Annotated in this window: 13 protein-coding genes and 1 other annotated feature; of the genes, 5 read left to right on the top strand and 8 right to left on the bottom strand. The window is 37.7% G+C overall.

Annotated features, from left to right (window positions below; translation table 11 throughout):
• Positions 1-240: 240 nt before the first annotated feature.
• The 3 genes from H5180_RS20280 to H5180_RS20270 form a co-directional block, all read right to left on the bottom strand.
• Positions 241-2,013, bottom strand: a complete 1,773-nt coding sequence (locus H5180_RS20280) for a UvrD-helicase domain-containing protein (RefSeq protein ID WP_182758968.1) — start codon at positions 2,011-2,013, stop codon at positions 241-243.
• Positions 2,006-4,162: an ATP-dependent endonuclease gene (locus H5180_RS20275; RefSeq protein ID WP_182758967.1), complete on the bottom strand. Its 2,157-nt coding sequence runs from the start codon at positions 4,160-4,162 to the stop codon at positions 2,006-2,008. The genes H5180_RS20280 and H5180_RS20275 overlap by 8 nt, the downstream gene beginning before the upstream one ends.
• A gap of 62 nt (positions 4,163-4,224) precedes the next feature.
• Positions 4,225-5,577, bottom strand: coding sequence for a phospholipase D-like domain-containing protein (locus H5180_RS20270; RefSeq protein ID WP_182758966.1), 1,353 nt, complete (start codon positions 5,575-5,577; stop codon positions 4,225-4,227).
• 197 nt (positions 5,578-5,774) lie between these two features.
• Between H5180_RS20270 and H5180_RS20265 the strand changes: the two genes are divergently transcribed.
• Positions 5,775-5,906, top strand: coding sequence for a hypothetical protein (locus H5180_RS20265; protein ID WP_259399600.1), 132 nt, complete (start codon positions 5,775-5,777; stop codon positions 5,904-5,906).
• Positions 5,907-6,282: 376 nt separating this feature from the next.
• Here H5180_RS20265 and H5180_RS20260 read toward each other — a convergent pair whose 3' ends face one another.
• Both H5180_RS20260 and H5180_RS20255 read right to left on the bottom strand, forming a co-directional pair.
• A complete protein-coding gene (locus H5180_RS20260; protein WP_182758965.1) occupies positions 6,283-6,846 on the bottom strand; it encodes a hypothetical protein in 564 nt (187 codons plus the stop codon).
• Positions 6,843-7,838, bottom strand: a complete 996-nt coding sequence (locus tag H5180_RS20255; RefSeq protein WP_182758964.1) for a hypothetical protein — start codon at positions 7,836-7,838, stop codon at positions 6,843-6,845. The genes H5180_RS20260 and H5180_RS20255 overlap by 4 nt, the downstream gene beginning before the upstream one ends.
• 580 nt (positions 7,839-8,418) lie before the next feature.
• Here H5180_RS20255 and H5180_RS20250 point away from each other — a divergent pair.
• A protein-coding gene (locus H5180_RS20250; RefSeq protein WP_223230517.1) for an IS3 family transposase occupies positions 8,419-9,638 on the top strand; the annotation gives its coding sequence in 2 pieces (ribosomal slippage) (positions 8,419-8,707 and positions 8,707-9,638; 1,221 coding nt in all).
• Positions 8,697-8,813, top strand: a sequence feature (AL1L pseudoknot). (Overlaps the previous gene by 117 nt.)
• Position 9,639: 1 nt before the next feature.
• Here the strand turns inward: H5180_RS20250 and H5180_RS20245 are convergent.
• Both H5180_RS20245 and H5180_RS20240 read right to left on the bottom strand, forming a co-directional pair.
• Positions 9,640-10,128, bottom strand: coding sequence for a hypothetical protein (locus H5180_RS20245; RefSeq protein WP_182758963.1), 489 nt, complete (start codon positions 10,126-10,128; stop codon positions 9,640-9,642).
• A complete protein-coding gene (locus H5180_RS20240) occupies positions 10,125-10,649 on the bottom strand; it encodes a hypothetical protein (protein ID WP_182758962.1) in 525 nt (174 codons plus the stop codon). Before H5180_RS20240 ends, H5180_RS20245 begins: the two co-directional genes overlap by 4 nt.
• A gap of 147 nt (positions 10,650-10,796) precedes the next feature.
• On the opposite strand from H5180_RS20240, the gene H5180_RS20235 reads away from it, so the two are divergent.
• Together H5180_RS20235 and H5180_RS20230 are read left to right on the top strand one after the other, a co-directional pair.
• The gene (locus H5180_RS20235; RefSeq protein ID WP_182758961.1) at positions 10,797-11,087 is read left to right on the top strand and encodes a hypothetical protein; all 291 of its coding nucleotides are present in this window, start codon (positions 10,797-10,799) and stop codon (positions 11,085-11,087) included.
• A 40-nt stretch (positions 11,088-11,127) separates the two neighbouring features.
• Positions 11,128-13,062: a helicase-related protein gene (locus H5180_RS20230; protein ID WP_182758960.1), complete on the top strand. Its 1,935-nt coding sequence runs from the start codon at positions 11,128-11,130 to the stop codon at positions 13,060-13,062.
• A gap of 688 nt (positions 13,063-13,750) precedes the next feature.
• Here H5180_RS20230 and H5180_RS20225 read toward each other — a convergent pair.
• Entirely contained in the window at positions 13,751-14,548 is a 798-nt protein-coding gene (locus H5180_RS20225) for a hypothetical protein (RefSeq protein ID WP_182758959.1), read from the bottom strand.
• 210 nt (positions 14,549-14,758) lie between these two features.
• Here H5180_RS20225 and H5180_RS20220 point away from each other — a divergent pair, with 210 nt between their 5' ends.
• Complete coding sequence (locus tag H5180_RS20220; protein WP_182758958.1) at positions 14,759-21,691, top strand: Ig-like domain-containing protein; 6,933 nt, start codon at positions 14,759-14,761, stop codon at positions 21,689-21,691.
• The last annotated feature ends 115 nt before the right edge of the window (positions 21,692-21,806 follow it).

Below are 21,806 nucleotides of genomic sequence, written 5' to 3'. Positions count from 1 at the left end.
CGAGTTAAAGCAGTTACTCTAAAGGTCGGCTTTGAGCGATAACCGGACTGTCGGGTCAACTCGTTTTTGGACAATTCCGAGTTACGAATTTGTGTAATGCTGAAAGCTTTCAGATAACTTTTTCTATGCCAATAGTGCGTTCAACTACAAATCAACGGCCAAACTCACTTTGCCACCACAATGTGACTCTACGTCCTTTTCATTCCGAGATATATTTTTATGGATGCTTCAACAACAATCTTAAACCTGATCGTAAGTTAAATAATTTAGATTATGTAAAGAAGGTGTTGGTGAGTTTCTTCTTCCTGTTTCCGCAATAAGATGAAGGTGCCTCTTTGCTCTTGATGCTATAACATAGAGCAGCTTTTTCGCTGTATTACTTTTATCGGTATCAGTAAAATGTGGCACCATCCCATCAAGTAAGCCAAAAGTAATAACCGTTTCATACTCCTCTCCTTTAACCCCATGGATTGATGAAATTTTAACACCACTTTTAGGTATAAATGCTTTTCTAAAGTCTTTAATTGAACCAGCATAATCAATACCTTCGCTTCGAATTCTCTCAATCCTTCGTGTCGAGCTAGTTACAAATGCATCAAGCTGTTCTTGAAGGGAAGGAGTATCATTTATCGAGAACCCGACTTTTAATGAAAATACCTCAAACGCATGGCACAAATATTGAAGACCATCCTGTTCATTTAAATCAATTGAATTCACGATTCTAAGTAGATCTTTATCTCTTAAGGAGTGCTCACATAAGTCTAGTTCTGACATTGCTTGAAGAAGATCTCTAGCCCAAAACAGTCTTTTGAAATAAATGTTAGGTGATGGAGTCGTCAATAAAAGTCTAGATAATCGATACCAAAAATTCTCTCGATCTCTATAAATGGGCGTAAGTCCGGGACCATCAAAAGAGTACTCAGGTAAACGATTAACGAGCCCCCTTGTTAAACTCGCAAGGTGAATCCACCAAGGAGCAACAACACAAATCTCATTTGGGGATACTTCTAAGGCCTCGATGTGATGCCTTATTAATCTAGATATCTCTTCCACAAGATGGTCTTTATGAATACTTGTACTGTAGCTAATAATCCCTGCATGATCTTTGTACTTGGAATCAGACACCATATTTGATTCGTATACACGGAAGTTTTTACAGTACTCTACTATTCGGGTTGAGCTTCTATAGTTCTTTTCGAGTTCAAATTGCTCAATTTTTTGTTCAGTTAGTCTTCTAAGATCATCTATTGTAATCGCATAACCACCTAGAGAACCAAAGATAGATTGGTTTGGATCTCCAACAATAAAGATATTACTATGACCTTCTCCCGCACGAATAATGGATGAAATTATTTGATATTGTAACTCTTTAGTATCTTGAAATTCATCTAACAAAATATGTTTAAAAATCCCGCTTAAGGATTTGGAAATATCGGGGTATCGAGTGATAAGTACATATGCATAATGAAGTATCTGTTCAAAATCTATCTGCTTATTTTTACTCAAAATGATATGGTATTGGGTTATTACTGAAAGAACACTACCAACCTTACCTTGTCCACAACTAAGCTTAACGCCTTGAGTATCTAAAAAATAACCACAATCAAAATAGCTTATTTGAGGGTTTGAATATTTCGCACATAAAGAGGTGATGATCTCTTCACTAGTATGGTTATCTACGACAGTAAACCCATGCTCTAACTGTTTGATATATTGGGAGAATGGCCGCAAAATCCAGTCGAGACAAAAAGAATGAATAGTCCCAATCCACAAAGCAGAAGTATCTACACCTAAATCCACGATTCTTTCTTTAATTTCGTCGGCAGCTACATTTGTGTACGTTATTGCAGCTATCTTTTTCTTTGATGAAGAGGAAGCTTCAAGCTCTTTTGCTAGCTTATAGACTAATGTCCTTGTCTTACCACTTCCAGGGCAAGCTACAAGGTACACATTTCCATCATGGTCTATGGCACTTCTTTGTTCATCATTAAGCTCTTTAACGTAATCAATCATATCTAAATGTCTCAATAGCTGAAATCGCCCTATCTAATGGATACGCAGCTTTAAAGCTATCGAGTAAGATATTGAACGGGAGAGTACCCTCATCAAATTGTTGGATAGCGAGGTCAATAAATGGTGTGCCAGTTGGTGATGGTGGATTAGGTCTTACATTATTAGCATGGGAGTGTTGAATTCGATAATGAAAAATTTTACTTAGAATATGTGATTCGAATTTTCCATGTGCAAAAGAAATTGCCTTTGCTATGTAACTAGGAAAAGCACAATCAGGAGTCAAAGTATCCCCTAATTGAATTGCAAACCAACCTTTACCTTCTTTATTCGCTATTTTTAAAACTCTAACACCAAATAAATGAATTTCTCCCGAACTAAGATCTGAGGTGGCGTCTTTAATTTGAGACGATCTCTTATACACATCATTAAGTACATTGATTACGGATTGTTGATTTCCCGATTTTACGAAATCAACTTCAAATGTATGCTCAGCATAAAAGCAACCAACCCATGAATTGTTAAGATAGTCCTCATCCAATTTAGCCTTTCTAGCCGCACTCGACTTAGCAGACCCAACTGCTTTTTTCTTCATTGCCTTTAGGTTTTCACTATCATTAGAGCCTTCAGTAACGTCAAAGAAGGTGGCATCTAAATCGGTGACAATAGAGCACTTTTTGTTAATGCGAGAATCATCAAATAGCTTTGCTACGTTATTAAATCCTGTACTTCCAATGTTAATAACACTCAAGCCAATCTCATCAACACTTATTCCTAGTATCTTTTTAATCATGATCGGAATAAGTATTTCTTCAGCATCACCTTCTACCAGAATACAACTCTTAGAAAACAGAAGGTTACTACGTTTAGCGTCAAGGTATCGCTGAATGGCTCTAACTTCTTTTGGATCTAGGCCTGTAGCTGGCTGGAACGCCTTATAGCCACTATCAGTTTTGCCAATGATGTTCATACTCTCAACATTACTGACATCTGAAATGTGCGTTGAATGCGTGGAGTAGATGATCTGGGTATCTTGGTAATCGAGGTTTTGGAATAATGTACGCTGAATATGTGTATGTATGTGAGCTTCAGGTTCTTCTATAAGAAGAATGTTTGCGAAGGTCTCTCTTCGCTGTTGGTACTTGAATGACAATAATTTAAGAGCCAAGAAAATAAGATTTGCACCACCAAGACTTATTTCATGAATAGATCCTTCGTACAGACTATCGTCTTCACCAACACGTAAAGACAGAGATTGAAAAATTTCTTCAGCTTTATCTGAAAGACCTGACTCAATTGACATACCTTTAGGTGAATATGTATGTCCAGCAGCAGAAACTAATGTACTGTGAATATCGCCTCTAACTTGAGATACGTCACTTAGAGATTCTATATCACCATTTAGCTTTTTTACTGTAGCTACAATTGATTCAAACTCTTGATGATTGATATCACCACTTTTAGCTTTTAACAACTGAAGTAATGGGTTTGTCCTGTTGTTATGAAAGTCAGAAACAACGTCTCGAAGGGCTTTAATGTATGTAAATGAAATATCGTCATAAATGCTAAAATAACTGCCTAACTTAGTACCAATTTGATGATTACTAACTTCCCTTGGGAAAATAGCATTCTCAAAATCACCGACTATAGCTTTGTACTCCTCATCATTTGAGAAGTCTGCTGTACTCCTGCCTGTAATCCGAGTTTCATAGTCGTCTATGGTTATTGTATCTAAAATAACCTGCAAACCAGCTTGATCACCATGAGTTAAATCTGAAAGTAGTTTTCTAATATTTGGCTTTGGCCTATAGACTAAATTGTATGTCGCAGTGGTACTTTCATCGGTGCTAATCCCCGCTGCCCCATGAAAGAATAGAGACTGAATTGCTTCGTCAGCCGATAAGTTTGAGAATTCAAGGCTTACTATGATCCAGTGCCCTCTCCAATCATTTAGCCCTCTAAAAAAATCTGTTTCTTCTAGTCTCATAGCAGATCTTCTAAGGTTATCGTCAAGAAGCAATCTAATTGCCCTAAACACGTTAGTCTTACCTGACCCGTTCTCACCTACTATAGTGTTAACGCCTTCTTTCAAAACAAAGTTTGAATTTCTGAAATTTCGGTAGTTTCTTAATGTTACTCTTGAAATATGCATTAACGATGCTCTTTATATTTGATTATTTTTAATTATTTTTAATTATTTTTAGCTTGGTTTTATCACATATCCACTTTTACGGGGTATCCTAAAGCTCTCAACGCTTTGTTCGTTCTGCCATTTCTTGGTGGCGTATATTCAGGTTTAGCCCACCCAGCAACTTCAGCTATTGAGCTTAAGCCATAATGTTCAATTCTTAGCTCATCATTCTTTGCAGCACTATAGATTCTTTCCCACATCTGTTCAGGTTTGCCACCATAAAGAACATAGTGAAGTAACTCTGAAATTCCCTGTCCTTTGTTGTTCTTGAGCTTGCTCATCTTCTCTGCAAACAATGGAGCACGTTGATCCATATCTAAGCTAACAGAATCAGGTTTACCTAGAAGTGCTGGACTTAGTTTTGAATAATGGTTTCTAGTTGCATGAGTACTTTCAAATACTTCACCAAGTTCTTCAGTACTTAACGTAAGGATCTTAACTTTTGCTAAGTTACTTCTAATCAAAGGAGCACTGATTTCAAATGTATGATCTTCATATGAAGGTGGCTCAGGTTGAGACTTCCACCACTGAAGCATTTCAAGCAACCTCGATTGTGGATCGTCTTTGTATGAATGGTGCATTTGCTCGAATGGATATGAAGTACCTTCACGAACCACATTGTAATAGTAAGCATGAAGGAACTGGTCAGCTTGCCAATATTCTGGGATATCATGACTAATCCAACTTGGACGGTAATCATTCACAAGCTGTGCAATATGTTCCATGTATGAAATTGCACTATCCCACTCTTTCTTGAATGCTTCCTTACGCTTATCGATAGCGGCTTTTTTCTCTTGGAATGCTGATCCTTCCCAGCATGGATGACTACGTATTTTATCAGCCGCATCTTCTAACTGTTGAGCTTGTTTAGATCTATATAACTCGTCTAGTTTAAGTTGCTCTTCATAGATATCTTTAGTCAGAGGAAACGCTTTATCTAAGTTTTCTAAAACTGAGAAGAAGTCTTCCAGCTGCTCTAGCATCCCAGAAGTATAGAGATCTTCATCAGAGAAAAAAACACCAGCTTCTATGTTATTGAACCATGCTCTATCAGTAAGGTTTGCAGAACCAATATAAGCACCATGCCCTTTGAACCATATGACCTTTGCGTGAAGCCTATCTGGAATTAAATGGCAAAAAACACCATCTTTCATATGACTTAATAGCTTCTTGAGAAATGAAGGAGCTACTGGAACGGTATGGTCATATCGCATCCAGATATTCAATTGGTACTTGTTATCAACACAGTGCTTCAGTAATGATGTCTTATCATCACCGTATGCTATTGCAGCAAGGACTCCATCAACTTCTGTACCTACTGGGGGAAGAATATTTAAGAAATACTCATTATTAATACCATTGGCTATTAACTTCATGAAAACACTCCAAAATCGTTATAGTTGTTTTGTACCATGAAACCTATAGATAAACTATGCGCTAAAACTACTAATTGAATTTTATTATTAACCTAATGAATAACAAAATACTGTTGATTTGTATGTGTTTTTATGGAATCAATGACGCCTTGAAATACTATATATTTTATGAGTAAGTTATGAAAGGTGAAGGAAACGTGTCTAGCGCTCAAATAGTCAAAGAAGTGAAACAAGGGCAGCATCTTGATGCCCATATCTATAAGAGAAATGGTGTTGAATACGCAAGGAACAATCCGAACCACGACAAACCAGATAACATCAATGATTAACCTAAGTGCTAAAGGGCATTTTATTGCCCTTACTTCATCCTATCGATAAGGCTTCGGGGTCAGGTCTTGTATTTTTCCTACTCATTAGCGCATGTATGGCAAACGTAATTAGCTGAAGACTACTCAGTCTGGTTAGTTAACACACTTTGGGGCAAAGGCGAGTTATATTCATAACCCGTCGATGGACAGATGCGAGCTAGATTATTGGCTCTAGCTCGGGTGGTTTTAATTAGGAAAAGTTTTAGCTAGTAATAGGCAAGACTTGCCCCTGTGTATGGTTCAAGTGAAAGAAGTAGAAGGCTTATCTTAATCAAAAGCAGCTGACCCTCGAGGGGTGGAAATTGCTAGAATGAAAAGACACTTGAATGCGTCATTATTACTTCACGTGTAAACGCTCGCCTAAGTAATATAGTCCACACAATGTAACTACAATAAGTTGCCAGAGGCTAAAAAGCATGACAACTACATAAACAGCCATAACGCTATTGTACTGCTCAAACAATGGAGATAATTTATTCAACATCGTGATTACAATGCTTTCAGCAGTTAAAAAAGCAAACATTGAACTTAAAAAATGCCTTCTTGTAAGGTGCTGCTTCTTAGTATCTTTTTCTCTATTCTCGTTGATAATATTAATATAAACGTATGGACGTTCAGAAGAAGTGCCATCAAGCCCCTCATCCAGTAGATTGTTTTGTAAGGCTACTACTGCAGCTAAAGCGGCTATGTAAAAACCAGGTAGATTTGAGATAAACCCAACGATCCCGTTAATAACAGAGTCATTGGTTTTCGAATAGCTAGCAATATCTGAACTACAAATCAAAATAATCGTTAGAACAGTCAGCAGAACTGGTAAAAGCCAGTCATACAAATACTTTCCTTTAATACCTCTTATAAAGAGAAATCCAAAAGGTCTACTGACTTGCTCAAATAACATCATGCTGTTTCAGTCTCAATTATTTTATCGAAAATTTCATCGTGTACCTCATCATATGAATCCTTTAATGGTACATTGAAATTCTCTAACAAACTTTTTCTCACCATAGCCTTCTCTAACCCCTCAACTCTAATATCTTGAAGGTCAAACGTAGCAGTTCTTTGCCCTGAGTCCTGCTTGAAAGAGAATGAAATTTGATCATACTCTTCACCCAAATCGGTCTGCGCTAATCCTCGAAAGATCTCTATATAATTTTTACGTTCAGCGCTTGGTTCAACCTCTAATATATGTTTTTTAGTATAGATAGCCTCTTGTCTATCAGGCAATTGGATCCTATCGGTTGCAAACTTGATCAGTTTAATGTTCGAAACATGTCCATCTCTTAGTACCTGCATGAAACTTTCGTCAGGATCTAATGTAAGTGTACAATTATGTTTGAATGAGCAGGTATCTTTTTTCTTGGTCTGCTCTGTCACTGGATTACATTCTTTATCAACTCGATACAGGTCTTCTTCCAGATCTGACACTTTCGCGAGTACTTTGTTTAAAACGCCAACTAATCGAGCGTGACCTAATTTTGGTACAGCTTCAAAAACAGTGGAATAGGTTCCAACTCGATCTTGGTTCAAGTTAATAACAACATGGCATGATGCTTCATACCCTTGATTTGGGTTTGCTAAAACTAGCTCGTTTTTGTCGTTAGTATGAGTATCTCTAACTATAGTGGCAGCCCCATTTTTGTTAATGACATTGAGCAGAATGGCAACGCAATTACCACACTTGGATGCTTGGATATGCTGTAATCTAATAATGACTTTGCCTTTGTCCCTTGCAACACTAAAGCCCTCAATAGTTTTCAACCTTGCCATAATAGTAGACACTGGAATTATCGGAAGATTTGCTTCTTCCCCTTTCATATATTTTGTTCTAAAAACTTTTTCAAACTTCAACTTTCCGTGCAAAACAGTTCTGCTATCAGCATCTAGAATCGCCATTTCATGCTTCCGAGTCATACAAATTACGTATAACTTATCATATTGTTAGATTTTGTACGAGAGTTATGAAACGCAATATTAACACTAAGGTTTCAGAAAAATAACACAGTTCAACTTCTTTTTTGGGAGCCGAATCACTAGTTCAACTAAAAGCAAGAAAAGTAAAAATATAAGGAAAAGCCTTGTCTTTTGCCATGTCTAAAATTGCTGATTATCTGGATGAGTATTTAGAGGCGTGACTCAGTTTGGGCTAGAAGCGAGTTAATCATGAATGACAGCTCATGGCACTTTTACGAAGTTCGGTTTGAGTGAAAGCCAAGTATTAGGATAGGTTGAAATTCAGCTCTACAATCGTAAATATTGAAATTCTATCTATACCTTTGTTTACGTTCTGACGATAGCTATTCACCAACGACAGACTAAAGCAGTGAAGTCCATATATATAAATGTTAACCGCTATGTCACTGTATGGTTTTATTTTATGTCATTGTATTGTGTCGGATTGTCTGTAAGTGACTGATATGTCAATCTGAATCGCCCCGTGTTTGCCAGAGACTCAATAACTTGAGAAACTGGAACTATGAAAAAATCAAATCGCTATACATCAGAATTTCGTGAACGTGCAATTAGGCTTGTTACCACACAACAGCATGAATACCCTTCTCTTTGGGCTGCGCTAGTATCGATTTCAGATAAACTGGGATGTACCCCAGAAACACTTAGAGCATGGGTCAAGAAATCTCAAGCTCAACCGTCTAAACCCTCTTCTAATACGCAATCAACTGAAGAACGCCTTGCCGTCTTAGAGCGCGAGAATAAAGAGCTCAAGCGAACGAATGATATCCTGAGGCAAGCTGCCGCTTTTTTCGCCCAAGCGGAGCTCGACCGCAAACAGAAGTAATAGTGGATTTTATTGATGCTTGCAGAGAGCATTACGGTGTCGAGTCAATTTGCAAGGAATTGCCGATTGCACCATCAACGTATTATTCTCATAAACAGATACAAAGAGAGCCTGAGCGACTGTCTAACCGCAAAAAGCGTGATGCTGAGCTGATAATACTCATTCGCGAAGTGTGGGAGGATAATATGTCAGTTTATGGTGCAAGAAAAATATGGAAGCAGCTACAGCTTGACGACCATCAAGTCGCCCGCTGTACAGTCGAACGATTGATGCGAGTTATGGGAATTCAAGGTGTTCGTCGGGGTAAAGCACATAAGACAACGATACCTGACGAGCAACAAGATAAGCCACTTGATTTAGTTAATCGTCAATTTACTGCTGAGCAGCCAAATCAACTTTGGGTAGCTGACATCACCTATGTTGCCACATGGAGTGGGTTTGTTTATGTCGCTTTCGTGATAGATGTTTTTTCACGATACATTGTAGGTTGGCGTGTATCAACGACAATGCACACAGAGCTTATTCTTGATGCGTTAGAGCAAGCTATTTGGCATCGTGGCAACCCCGAAGGGTTAATTCACCACAGCGACAGAGGCAGCCAATATTTGTCTATACGATACACTGAGCGACTTGCTGAAGCTGGAATTCAAGCGTCTGTAGGCAGTGTGGGTGACTCTTATGACAATGCATTGGCTGAAACAATAAATGGATTATTTAAAACAGAGATTATTCGCAGAAATGGCCCGTGGAAGAATGTTGATGCTGTTGAATACGCAACGTTAGAGTGGGTCAATTGGTTTAATAATCAACGCTTATTATCTTCAATTGGGTATATTTCACCAGCTCAATATGAAACAGACTACTATGATAATTTAAACGAGTCAGGTAAAGTGGCCTGACTTAAACAAACTGGTCTCCGATGAACTCGGGGCGATTCAATCCAGTGTTTGTCACGCTTTGCTTACAGCGACACTGTTTATTAGTAGCTAGCTTAGTAGTTTTATCTAAATCTTTTATAAAAGACTTCCAAATACCCGTATATTCTAAGACTGAAGATTGCTTACTCAATGAGTTAACCATTTTTACTGTCAAAGTAATTAAATCATCCTCGGCAAATTGTAACCATAAGCACTGATCCTGTTGCATTATTTTGTTCGGATGATCAGAAAATGCCAACCACAATAAAATGCTGACACCATAATCTGCGTCAGTGAGTTCTATATTTTCAAAGGGCCGCATGGTTGAAGAATAATAGCTATTAAGTAGCATCTTCTTCATTGCAATCACTTCTTTTGTTGAGTCTGTTGGTTTTTTGATAATCTGAAGGCATAAATTCCTATATAAAGGAGTGTTTATAGCGTTCAAAGCGCTATCTATATAAGCTTTCATATGTTGCTCAACTCTTTTTGTGTTGGCTCAATAATCTCTGAGCTTTTAAAATCTACGTCGCTAAATCGTTCAAGTAAGTATGGCTTACCATTGCCCTCAATAGCCCAAACATCTTCCCCACTTACAACAAAAGCAAGCTTATAGCTTTTGCTTTCAAATTGCAGATGCCTTGTTTCACTTGCCAAGGTTACTGGGTTACCGGAACACGTTTTCATATTTGAAAATAAGTCTTCAACTTCAGCGCTTATTTGTTTCGAGATTAAAGTACCTGTGAGCGGCATTTGAGCACCACCTACAGACAGCCCGCTTTCAGAAAATTTATATTCTAATAATCCATGAATTTTAATTTTTCCCTCACATTTAGCCGGGTTATATACCCAGTGGCCACTGAGTTTTTCAAAGTCGTTATCGTGAACATTTACAAAGCTTAGACCAGGTGCTTCTTTCTCATCAGAAAATGGGGAGTCGCAGCCAGCTATACATATCGATAACACGGATGCGAGGAAGATTCGTTTATTCATATTGAGACCTCTTCATTAAAAACACTATGTTATCCATACTTTATGAAGCCCGCAAAAGTTAGAGAGTGCAAATAGGTGTCCTCTAAATTTTTGAAGCTATAAATATGCAGGGTAAAATAACCTAATTAACAATCAACAAAAAAACGAATGGAAAAGACAAAAGATTTACTCAACCAATTAGTTGTAGGGAATATCCAATTTCAAGATTTTCTTAACTTGGAGAGTGAGCTTGCTGAATTAATGCAAAAAAGTAGTTACTCAAAACCTGTTCTTCACGAAGATACACCACTGTCTATTTTATGCATGAACTTATATCAAGCAATAAAGGCTGCAAATAGAAAACAGAGTGCGAGTGTGAATATTTCGTGCTTTTACAGTAACCCGCTTTGTAAATACTGGCTCAGTAAAGCCGAGTTAGCTTTGCAGAACGGTAGCTAGATTATTGGGTTTTGGTTTAATAATGGGAAGGAGAATTTACATGACTAAGTTTGAAATTTATTCCAAGTGCCCTGCTTTGTATTTGCCATCAAAGGTAGAAGATTACACCTATGTAATTGATAATTTTTCTAATCTAAAAGCCTGCATTGGCCATGAAATAATAGTTTTTGGCTTAGCTAGTAAGAAAGGCGAGCATACATCACAAAGAGGTGTGCCATACACTAGTTACCATTTAACAGATTCGGATGATTCTGCCTCCTTTGTATTGTTTGGTGATGAAAACTCCCGTGTTAAAGAAGAAAATCAACCAATGCATATCAAGGGAGTAATCGAGCTTGTAAAAGGTAAATACCAAATCAATAATGCCTCAATTATTGATGATGAAAAGGCTGGTAGAATTGTGCCTGTATACGATGGAATTAAAGGCAAGCTAATAAAGGCAGTCGCAAATAAATCACTACTGTGCAATATAGGCGAAAGCCAAATAAAAAAAGGCAAAGACCAAATATACTTAGAGTTAGAGCGTTTGTTTGGCGAATCTATTGAAAGCGTATTAGTTGAATTAGGGTTTGCAGGTACAATGTCAGTCGAAAACCTATTAAATAATGTTCACAATCCAAAAGTAGTATATGAATTTTATAAATCGATTGAGATGTTAAAGCGACTAAGTACCGCATTAATGGCCGGGGCAATATTAAAAGAACGCAAATGTGTGCCGACTAACCCATTTCAGGTTACCCCCAAAATTGATGATAAATTACTTACTAAATATATACCGTTCACACTAACCGGTGAACAGTTCTATGTTGCAAGTCAAATCATAGAGCGCCTGTGTAATGGTCCTACTTCGCTCGATGGACTACTCATAGGTGATGTTGGTACTGGAAAGACTGTAATACTGGCAATGGCGGCGCGACAGGTTTTACTTTCACAGACTAACAGCAAAGTGATATTCCTCGCCCCTAATGTTTCATTATGTGAACAACTAAGAAAAGAAGTTTGCGTGATGATACCTGAAGTTCAAAGTGCATTAATATGCGCTGGTAATAACTCATACACTAATCAAGCGCGTTTGATATTTGGTACAACAGCCCTACTCTTCAAAGAATTTAATGATATTGAACTCCTCATAATAGATGAGCAACAGCAATTATCAGTAGAGCAGCGACGCCAAATAAAGTCCACACACTATCTTGAAGCGTCAGCTACACCGATACCAAGAACACTGGCGCTTACAAAATACAGCAGTGACAATGTTTTTTATCTCAAGCGGCAGCATTTACCTAAAGAAATTTACACTCGAATAGTACATAAAGAGCAAGGCTCTGACCTTATGCGCTCAATTCATGAAACTTTATCTTATGGGAGTAAAGTCTTAATCGTTTGCTCAAAGCGCGATAGCGCTGGAAATAGCAATAAAATGATTGATGCTGAGTCGTTAGCGAGCAGTCTCAATTCACACTTTCCCGGCTTGGTGCGTGTATATCACTCAGCGCTTGATGATGAGGAATGCGAAATTGTACTTAATGAGTTTAAGACATATATACCAATAATGGTTTCAACGTCTAAAGTACAAGTAGGGTTAACCATTCCTAATTTGCGACACTGTATAGTTTATGGTGCAGAACGCTTTGGCCTTACTACTCTACACCAAATACGAGGCCGATTAGCGCGCACAAAACCGCAAAGCGGCAGTAATTGGGGTAAGTTTGACTTATTTTTACCGAATAAGCCCTCTGAATCCACTGAATTTAGATTGAATGTATTAACGCAGAGCTGTGATGGTTTTTATATCTCTGAAAAAGATCTCGAAATACGTGGTGCTGGAGAGTTATTGAGTGGCGGTAAAAAACAACATGGCTCTACAGACTCATTAATTAAAAATATAAGTATAGACTTAGGAAGATTAGCTTCTGCAATTGAATATTTTGAAGCTAAGTGTGTGCGAACAATAAAGAATCTAACCTTGGGGTGATCGTTTCACCCCTTTATTATTTGATTTGAGCACGAAAATAAGCTGCTTTTATTGCTGGGCGACACTAAGGGTGAAAAAACACTTCAATCCACCAGCCCTGTTAAAATTCAAGAATTAGCTTGAAAGCCTGAGTTGGCATTAATAGTAAAGTTAATGCCAATGGTTGAGAGATCGTTAGAGGAATATGAAATAGCGTTTATGCAGCAACGTTAACAAGAATAGGATGTTTAGATAATCTTGATCTTAAGCGATGCAATCTTACTCGGTCGCGTATACCAATTTTACGTAGAGCGAAATCATGTATGGTAAAATCAATTACTTTAATACTGGTTAAGCTTGGTAGAGCAGGGATAATTGAACGAGAAGCGCCCTGCCTGTAAATTGAATTAGGATTTAAACTTATCGGTAGTGGCTTTGTTCCTAGGTCTATAAAATCACCTTCCCATTCTATTACTAACTCCGCCCCTCGCCCTACAATCCTTTGGTTAGGGCATACAGGATACCCCTCAATGAACCCATAAATGCCAATCCCACCGTATATAGAATCTTGATGAATATTGAACTGTCCGTTTTTTAAAATTGATATAAGTGATTGTGGAGAACACACATGATTGAATTGAATCAAACTGAAATCTGCCTTTTACAGAAAAATTAAGCCGCAATAGTCATTCCTTTTGCGGCACTGAAATTATTGTTTTCTTTGCTGGGTTTTAACAGGGAGTTTATTACAAGCAGTCATATCCTGACACATACGATTTATATTTCTCAAAATTATATCCGATCCCAAGCCAGCGAAATTTGAAGTATATTGAGCCAGCATAAAATGCCCAATATTTAAGGTTGTAGGCCAATCCATTTTGACAGCCATTGAGCCTCCTTTATGGAATACGCTAGCAAATAAACCATCTTCTTGACGCTCGAAATTAAACCCTTTGTCTTTATTTTGACCGTGGTTCATAAACTGGCAACTAGTCGTTATACCTAGGAAAACAGCTATAACAACAGGTAATTCTGTAAGCATAATCTGAACACTAAGCTTTCTACTCCAGTCGTAACGCTTGTCATTATGGTCATTTGGGTTAATACGAACAGCCCCTTCAATCATAATTGTGTCAAAGCTAAAATTTCTACCTTGGCTTTTTCTAGTTTCACTTAACTTAAATTGCAATGCCGCACGTTTAGAGTACACGGGGAACATTGTGTAATCTCTTTCGTTTCCACTGTCATTTTCTTGATTTTGCTCTTGATAATGTTGATTATTCGTCTGCTCCATATTTGCACTTTGTTGACCTTGTGTATTGTTGTGAGGATGCAAATGAGTTTGCACTTGCGAATGCGGCCTTGTTCTTAGTCGGGGGTTATTAGGTTGCTCAGAAGTATAACCAGCGGCAGGCGCTTGTTCGTTATTATTAATATTTGGCTGTCTACCATAATTATTTTTAAATGAGTTCTGCCTTGGTGAATTTTCAAAAGGGTCTGCTTGCATTGGTTACTCCTAAATACATTAGTTATCTTGTAAGTATTTATATCAAATTCGAAAAATCGCGCTACTGACTAAACCCATCAATATGTACTTTTTACTCTGTTACTGAATAAAACTCAAAACTTAGAGATGCCCTTTTGGGGTGCTCTAATATTTCTGTAGTTGGTTAAATATAAATATCATGATGTAAATTTGGGGATTTTAGGAAATATAATGAAATCAGAAAATAAGTTTATATGTAGGTTTCTATTTGGTATATGTGCATTAATATCTGCAACATCAGTTAATGCCGATATTGTTCAATATTCATTTAAGCATTCGCAGAGTAGATCAGACATCATTTTGGGGTCACCTAGTTCTACTGAGTATCTTAGCGTTAAGAGTACATTAGCCGTATATTCTTCTGCTGGTTTAGATAGAAAAATTAGAGTAAGGGTTACTAATGATTCCGGAATTTCAATATCAACCGCAGAGACTGGAATAATTACCGCATCAGATAGGTTTAGTGCTGGTAATAAAAATTACTATGGAAAGTCATTAAATTTAACTATTCCCTCTGACGGAAGCTATACCGTTATACAAGAGATACTTTCTTCGAATGATGATGTTGTCGAAACTTTCAACAAACAAATTTTAATCGACACAAAACCACCTACTAGCGATGAGAAGTTAACATCAAATGCTCACGGTCGTTATTCTAATGATACGCAGTCATCAATCTGGAAACTTGGCCGTTCTTCTATGGGCATTGATGACATGTTTTTGAGAAATATAAATGATGAGGTTGATGTTCAGAATATAGTTGTTGAAGTATATCGGGAAGATGGGCGCTTGCATAACTCTAAAACGTATGGTTATAACAGCACCACCAAAGTTGTGGACTTTAAATATGAACAAATTTTACCAAGCTCAAATTTAGATGAATTATTAAAACTCAAAGTAAAGATCTATGATTTAGCAGGTAATGTTAAAACCTTAGAACAACAGTTATATTACGATAACTATGTTAATGCTCCAACTGAACCTTATGCAGTATTTGACCCCGATGTATCAACTAGCATAGTTCCTAATACTACTGGGTATGTACCATACACTGCTGGCATGGCTGTAAAGACTAACCCTATCCAACTCATTTATCGCTTAGATCGAAACAATTGGCATGAATTTAATGAAGCGGGCCTAAATTTATCCAGTAGGTACGCAGTCAGCAAACTAGTTCATTCTGATCAACATTATGCTTATGTCTCATTTAAATCACCAATAGGTAATTTTAATCAAAACGATGTTCGTTGGGTCAACTTCGGTACCTGGGCCGGGGGACCAGTCGCATACAACTTAGTGTTACATCCAGACGCACCACCTACTCCTGGAAGATCGTCAGTAAGTGAATTCTATTACTCTGACATAGGTTGGTCAACCTGGAAGCCGCATACAATACCAAACTCACGATTACCTTTAACAATCACTAAAATGCGTGTGAACTTAATTCCGAGGAAATATGAACAGGTTGCATACCATCTTGGTTACACATGTACTATTCCAGCGGGTTCAGGCTCATGTATCATGGAATTTCCAGAAAATTTAATGAAACTTGAACGCGGTACTACAGGTTATTTACATGATGTACTGAGTATTTATAAGAGTGATAAGTCATTGTATGGCACAAATAGTTGGGGCGAAGTAAACTGGAACGATGAATATTATCCCGAAATTACGACCACATTCGATGAAAGTACATCAACTCTGCGCGCAGATATATTTCAAAAGGGATTTGGTTCATATTTTAATAGGTTATATCTCAGTAAAGTCTGGCTTGAAGACAATGATGGCAAAGTTCTTCAAGCTGAAGCGAGAAAAGTAAGCCAAAATAAAGGTAACTATATTTATGAATGGGATTTAAGAGTGCTTAATGAGGGTTCTCATGACATAAATGTACTAGCAAGTGAAAATCATGGACCTGTTACCAAAGAATATGCGTTGAAATTTACATCGGATAAATCTCGGCCGATCGTTAAAATTGACTTTAATGGCGACAGCAACACAATACTTAGCCTTGATGATGTTGTGATTACTGCTTTTGATAATGAATCAGATATAACACTAACAGGCATACAGTTAGTAGATGGTCCCGCTGATGAAAACGTGTATCTAACTAGCAATTCACTTGGTTCAAATAAATATAGCTTATTATATCCTGTTCTTTTCCCATCAGAAAATCAAAGCGGAAGCTATACACTAAAAGTTACTGCTACAGATTTACAAGGTAACTCAACCACTGTTACGAAGAGTTTTATTTATGATCCGCCTCGAGTCACATTGACTGATGGTAGTGACTCAATTGTATTGCCGAATATTAGACAAAGTATTTTACGGAATAACGGGGCCGGCCCAATTCAATCAGAGGCTTTAATAGTTAAAGGCAAGAATGTTACTGGTACATACCCAATATTTGCATCGCTAAGAAGCGATGCAGTAGGTAGTTTAGAAGTACAAGGTATAACGTTAAGCCCGGGCGAAACAAAAACAATTACTGAAAGTTATGATTTCTCGTTAAATGATAGTAAATATAACTTTGGGTTTTCCCCAAGTGACTCTTCAGTTGAAACTGCAGGAAGTTTGCTGATAGGTTCTACGGCACCAAATACGCCTGTTCTAGTTTTTAGTTATGAATTCAAAGATCTCAATATAGAAAGCGCGGTGACAACTGAGCCTTATGCTGTGATTGAGTCTATGACTTCTGATATTAGCTTGCCCTCGACTGATCAGTTTTGTAAATCCTTAACTCATGATTTAAATACAGCGAAGAAAAGTAACGCTTACGGAAAACCGATATGCCTTGTGACACATGCTATAAAAGCAGTGAACAAAACTGAAACCACGAAAAATAACAAAGTTTCTTTTAGTGCTTATATGGCCTCGCTTTCTTATCAAACGATGACTGTCAGGGTCACAACTTATTCAGGCCCCTATAAATACACTTTAGGTGAGTACACTTATGAAATAAAGCCTAAAAGCCCAGATGAGCTAGTAGTATCTACACTCAATACAGATGTTTCAACTATATTGCATGAAATTGAATTAGCAGACGTTACAGCTGAATTTGATACATTTGAAGGCTGTAGTATCACAGGCGATAAAGGTATTGCCATGGATTATGCGTTTGATAAAACGGATAATAATGGCGAAACAAAATGTTATCTTGAGTGGACCCAGTTACCACAAGGGATAAGCAAAGTAGGTAGTAGCGTTACAGCAAAAGGCTATGCTGAAGAAATCGGCATTCAACAATTCTCTTGGAAATTATCAATATTCCATGACGGTGATCAGAGCTTTTTGATTTCATCAGGTACGGCAGTTAGCGAAGTTGTTATACCAAAAAGCCCATCTTTGTTGGCAACCACTCTAAGCTACAGTAATGGCAGAAAAAGCAAAGGTGTTGAACACTTACTTAGAGATAGCAATGCTAAAGTAAAAAGCGTTCAATTTGATGTAGAGCCAAGAGACTATGTACAAGTAATAACTCTTAATGGACTCACATGTTCTGTGGCCGTTGGAATTAATGAGTGCCGAATAGCGATAGATATTGGGCCGTTAGGGGATCAAGAAAGCAATATTTTCGGAATGATCTCTATAGATACGCTTATTGATTCCAACATCCCTTATTTTTTATCAAGAAATGAAGGTAGATTTAACCATAAGCTAGATTGGGATTACACGCCACCTAAACTAGTTAAGGTGGCGATAAACAACAAAAGAGACGGCACAGTGCTAGTGGAAGATGTTGATGGTACCGAAATAAAACTAAATGAAGATGAAGTTGCAGTAATATTGTATAGCCCATTCACAGAGATAAAAGATGATGGAACGTGGAAGCTAAATAATTCAAATTTACTCGTTCATTCTGACGAAAATATAACGTTTGAACAATCTGTACTCATAGATCAAAATCATTTCTTCTTTGTACACGACAAAAAAAATATAGATGAAGATAATAGTATTTTGGCAGATGATATTAATGTCTACGGTAATTACATTGTTTATCGCTATAACTTCAAATCGTTACCAGATGGCGCGTTTACGTTTGATATTGATTTACGTGATCAATATCAAAATGGACAAGACTACACTCATGATACTTTTATTTTACAGAGAACCGCTCCAGAAATTCAGCTAAGTTACTTACGTGATAAGGCGAGAATGGTAGACGGCGTTTACTTTGCTACAGATTTTGGGGCTGTTACAAATCCGGGCTGGGATAGTAAAAATACGATAATTAAAGCAACATTTGGCGGCGAAAGCTTAACCTTAGTCGATGACCCCGCTGATCCACGAACTAATGTTAAATTTTTTGCTGGAGACTTAGCCACTTTAACTCCCGGTGAATTATATCCCCTTATCATTAAAGCTAAGGATACAGCAGGCAATATAGGGGTATTTAACCAAGAGTTGACCTATGCACCATCTTTTTTCAATATCAAATCTAGTACAGGTACAGCAGAGTTATACCAATATGTTCAGCGTGCTACTGCGTATGTATCTCAAAGCAGATACCTTTGTAACTATGTCGCTTCACAGGAGCTGGCAAGAGAGATCTCACGAGAAGCACGTAAAGGCTGCTACGTTAAAATTGATTCACTTCCTGATGGTATGAGTACAGTTTGGCAAGGTTGGGCTCTTAAAGTAACTGGCTCTATCAATAAAATAACTGATAACGAAATAGAATACAGCGCCTATGTCGTTAATCCAGATGGGCAAGAAGTTAGAGTAAGTAATGAAACCTTTTCTTACGATATGAAACCTGCAGAGACAATGACGTTTGAAATGTCACCAATAATAAAGCTAGACGATAGCGTTTACGGGATCATTCCTGAAAATCCAGTGCTAGCTAGATATACGTTGGAAAATGTATCCGGTGAAGTAAATATAAATGTTACGCGAGGGGAATATTCTAATAGTGAATTTATGGCTCAACGTAGTCATAAGACCATATACGAGTTATTAGGTGTGATACGTGATGATGATGCTAACAAGCGTAACGTATTTGATAGATACCCATTTAAAGTTGAGGCTGCATACAACTTATCCCCTCAACACAACGCGGGAACATACGGTGAAGTGATTGTTTTACCTTCACGCAGAGTGGCTTTAAATTTAACGATGGAAAGTAACGACGTTATTTTAAGTACCGATGATGTAAAAGTAACGGCTCATATAGGTGCATGGAACTGGGAAGAAAAGCAAAGTGACTATGATGTGTCATCGATGGGTGAGTGGGATGTTTACCTTGCATACAAAGACAATAAAGGTAAAGAACAACGTATTTCAGATATAAAAACCAATGCAGCAAATGGACAGGTTATTTTCAATTTAAGTATTGAGGATATATTTAGAAAAAGTAGCGGTTTTTATGCGGTAGCGGAAGTTAAGTCGCCTCACCCTGAATACACAAAAAAATTAACGTCTACACCGATATTTATGCGTATTGTGCTAGGCACCGGTGTAAGTGGTGAGCTGGCGAGTAATCAAGTACGTGGTAAAGTGCCGTTTATAACATTAGTTCGCTATGACTATGATTCAATTGAAGATATGGTTGCCGGTAATGATGCAGTGTGGCTTAAATCCAAAGACAATAAAAACTGGGAGACGATGGATGAATATAGTGGCAGAAGTGCAATACCGTTTTTTATGGCCGAAGCAGGTGATTACTATATTAAAGCAAAAATTACGAACAAAAACACAAATGAGTCTACGACAACGCAATCACTCAAAATAAGCGGATATGAAAAAGCAAGCCTTGTAATCAGTGGACCTACGCAGGTTTATGATGGACAAGATATGAAATTAAATATGCTTGATTATGTAAAAGAGTTAACCGATTACGACGGCATAGCTCAATGGTCGCGTGATAATGGTGCTTCGTGGGTTGATGGCTCACCACAACAAATATTAGTAGCAACCGGCGAGCAAGAAGTAATTTTAGGACGGTTTAAATATCATTCTTCTACAGCTGGCGCGGGTGATGAAGCATGGGCGCTTTCTCGTTTTTATGTGAGGCCTGTCGGGCCAAGAACCGTTATGGCTCAAATTAAAGCAACACATCTAGTTGAGCTGGGCGTTCCCATTAAAGTAGAAGCGCAAGTTTTAAATTTAAATGGGGGTGTTGATTTACCAATTGTTTATCAATGGACTAAACCAAATGGCGAAACGAGTGATGAAGTCATATTTGATTACACACCTGTAGAGAGCGACTTAGATGCTCAAGGCCGGTTAAACTTCAAATTAAGGGCATGGATAAAAGGATATAAGTCTGAAACATTTAGAGAAACACAGCGTAATTTAGAAACGTGGAAATATGTTTTTCCTGAAATGAATATAGCTGTGAGAAGTAATATTTTGGTCGCACCCGCTACCATCACGGGTATGATCGAGGTTCAGCGTAAATTTATGCCTGGCATTACATATGATTATGAATGGATACAAGGAAATGGCATTGAAGCAAGAACACCAACTAGAATTTACAGTGAGATAACCCTTAAAGATGCAGGTGTGCATGAGCTTAAAGCAAAAGTGACTGACAGCCGTGGTATGAGTCGGATACTAAGCAAATTTGTTGATGTAATTGAGCCAGATGAAACGAAAGGGACTTTTATCTATTTTCCGTCGAACCGATATAGTCGCGCTCCATTAGGCCTTGTAACAAGAGCCCAAATGACAGGAGGCCATCCAAAGGACTATATAATAGATTACAAATGGTTTGTTAATGGGGTTGAACAAGAAACACTACAATCACGCAGTCCAATGTTCCGCTTTGAAATTGAAAATCCGGGCAATTATGAGATAAAAGCAGTTACAACGAGTCAATACGGCCAAGTAACTGAGGTTATCGAAAATTATACAGTTAATGCCAATTCATTACCTGAGTGTGTCAGTGATCAACTTGTTCGTTCTGGAACAATCCGAATTACTGCTAACTGTAAAGACAGTGATGGTTATGTAATAGGTTACGACTGGTGGTTTAATGGCGAATACGTAGGCCGTGGTGCTGCATCTACTCAATTACGATTGAGTGAATACCCAAGCATGACAGTAAACTATGAAGCAATTGATGATGCTGGTGGACGTACAAAAGGTTCATTTAGCTGGTAGTTAAGCCAAAAATAATAGCCCCATCTAATGCAATATTAGGTGGGGTTTTTTCATTTCAAGCCCTCTTAATTTCATTTAGTAAATTTACAGCACCTATATTTGTACTCTCTATTTT

This window comes from Pseudoalteromonas sp. SR41-4, from assembly GCF_014163985.1.
In the GTDB taxonomy this organism is placed as follows: Bacteria; Pseudomonadota; Gammaproteobacteria; order Enterobacterales; family Alteromonadaceae; genus Pseudoalteromonas; species Pseudoalteromonas rhizosphaerae.
The sequence above is the reverse complement of the archived record's forward strand: the minus strand, read 5'-3'. Positions and strand labels throughout refer to the sequence as shown.

What these genes read in the sequence shown, in the direction of transcription:
- H5180_RS20240 (WP_182758962.1), bottom strand. Translation starts at nt 10,649, where the DNA reads ATGAATAAACGAATCTTCCTCGCATCCGTGTTATCGATATGTATAGCT.
- H5180_RS20235 (WP_182758961.1), top strand. Translation starts at nt 10,797, where the DNA reads ATGGAAAAGACAAAAGATTTACTCAACCAATTAGTTGTAGGGAATATC.
- H5180_RS20270 (WP_182758966.1), bottom strand. Translation starts at nt 5,577, where the DNA reads ATGAAGTTAATAGCCAATGGTATTAATAATGAGTATTTCTTAAATATT.
- H5180_RS20245 (WP_182758963.1), bottom strand. Translation starts at nt 10,128, where the DNA reads ATGAAAGCTTATATAGATAGCGCTTTGAACGCTATAAACACTCCTTTA.
- H5180_RS20280 (WP_182758968.1), bottom strand. Translation starts at nt 2,013, where the DNA reads ATGATTGATTACGTTAAAGAGCTTAATGATGAACAAAGAAGTGCCATA.
- H5180_RS20230 (WP_182758960.1), top strand. Translation starts at nt 11,128, where the DNA reads ATGACTAAGTTTGAAATTTATTCCAAGTGCCCTGCTTTGTATTTGCCA.
- H5180_RS20275 (WP_182758967.1), bottom strand. Translation starts at nt 4,162, where the DNA reads ATGCATATTTCAAGAGTAACATTAAGAAACTACCGAAATTTCAGAAAT.
- H5180_RS20255 (WP_182758964.1), bottom strand. Translation starts at nt 7,838, where the DNA reads ATGGCGATTCTAGATGCTGATAGCAGAACTGTTTTGCACGGAAAGTTG.
- H5180_RS20260 (WP_182758965.1), bottom strand. Translation starts at nt 6,846, where the DNA reads ATGATGTTATTTGAGCAAGTCAGTAGACCTTTTGGATTTCTCTTTATA.
- H5180_RS20220 (WP_182758958.1), top strand. Translation starts at nt 14,759, where the DNA reads ATGAAATCAGAAAATAAGTTTATATGTAGGTTTCTATTTGGTATATGT.
- H5180_RS20225 (WP_182758959.1), bottom strand. Translation starts at nt 14,548, where the DNA reads ATGCAAGCAGACCCTTTTGAAAATTCACCAAGGCAGAACTCATTTAAA.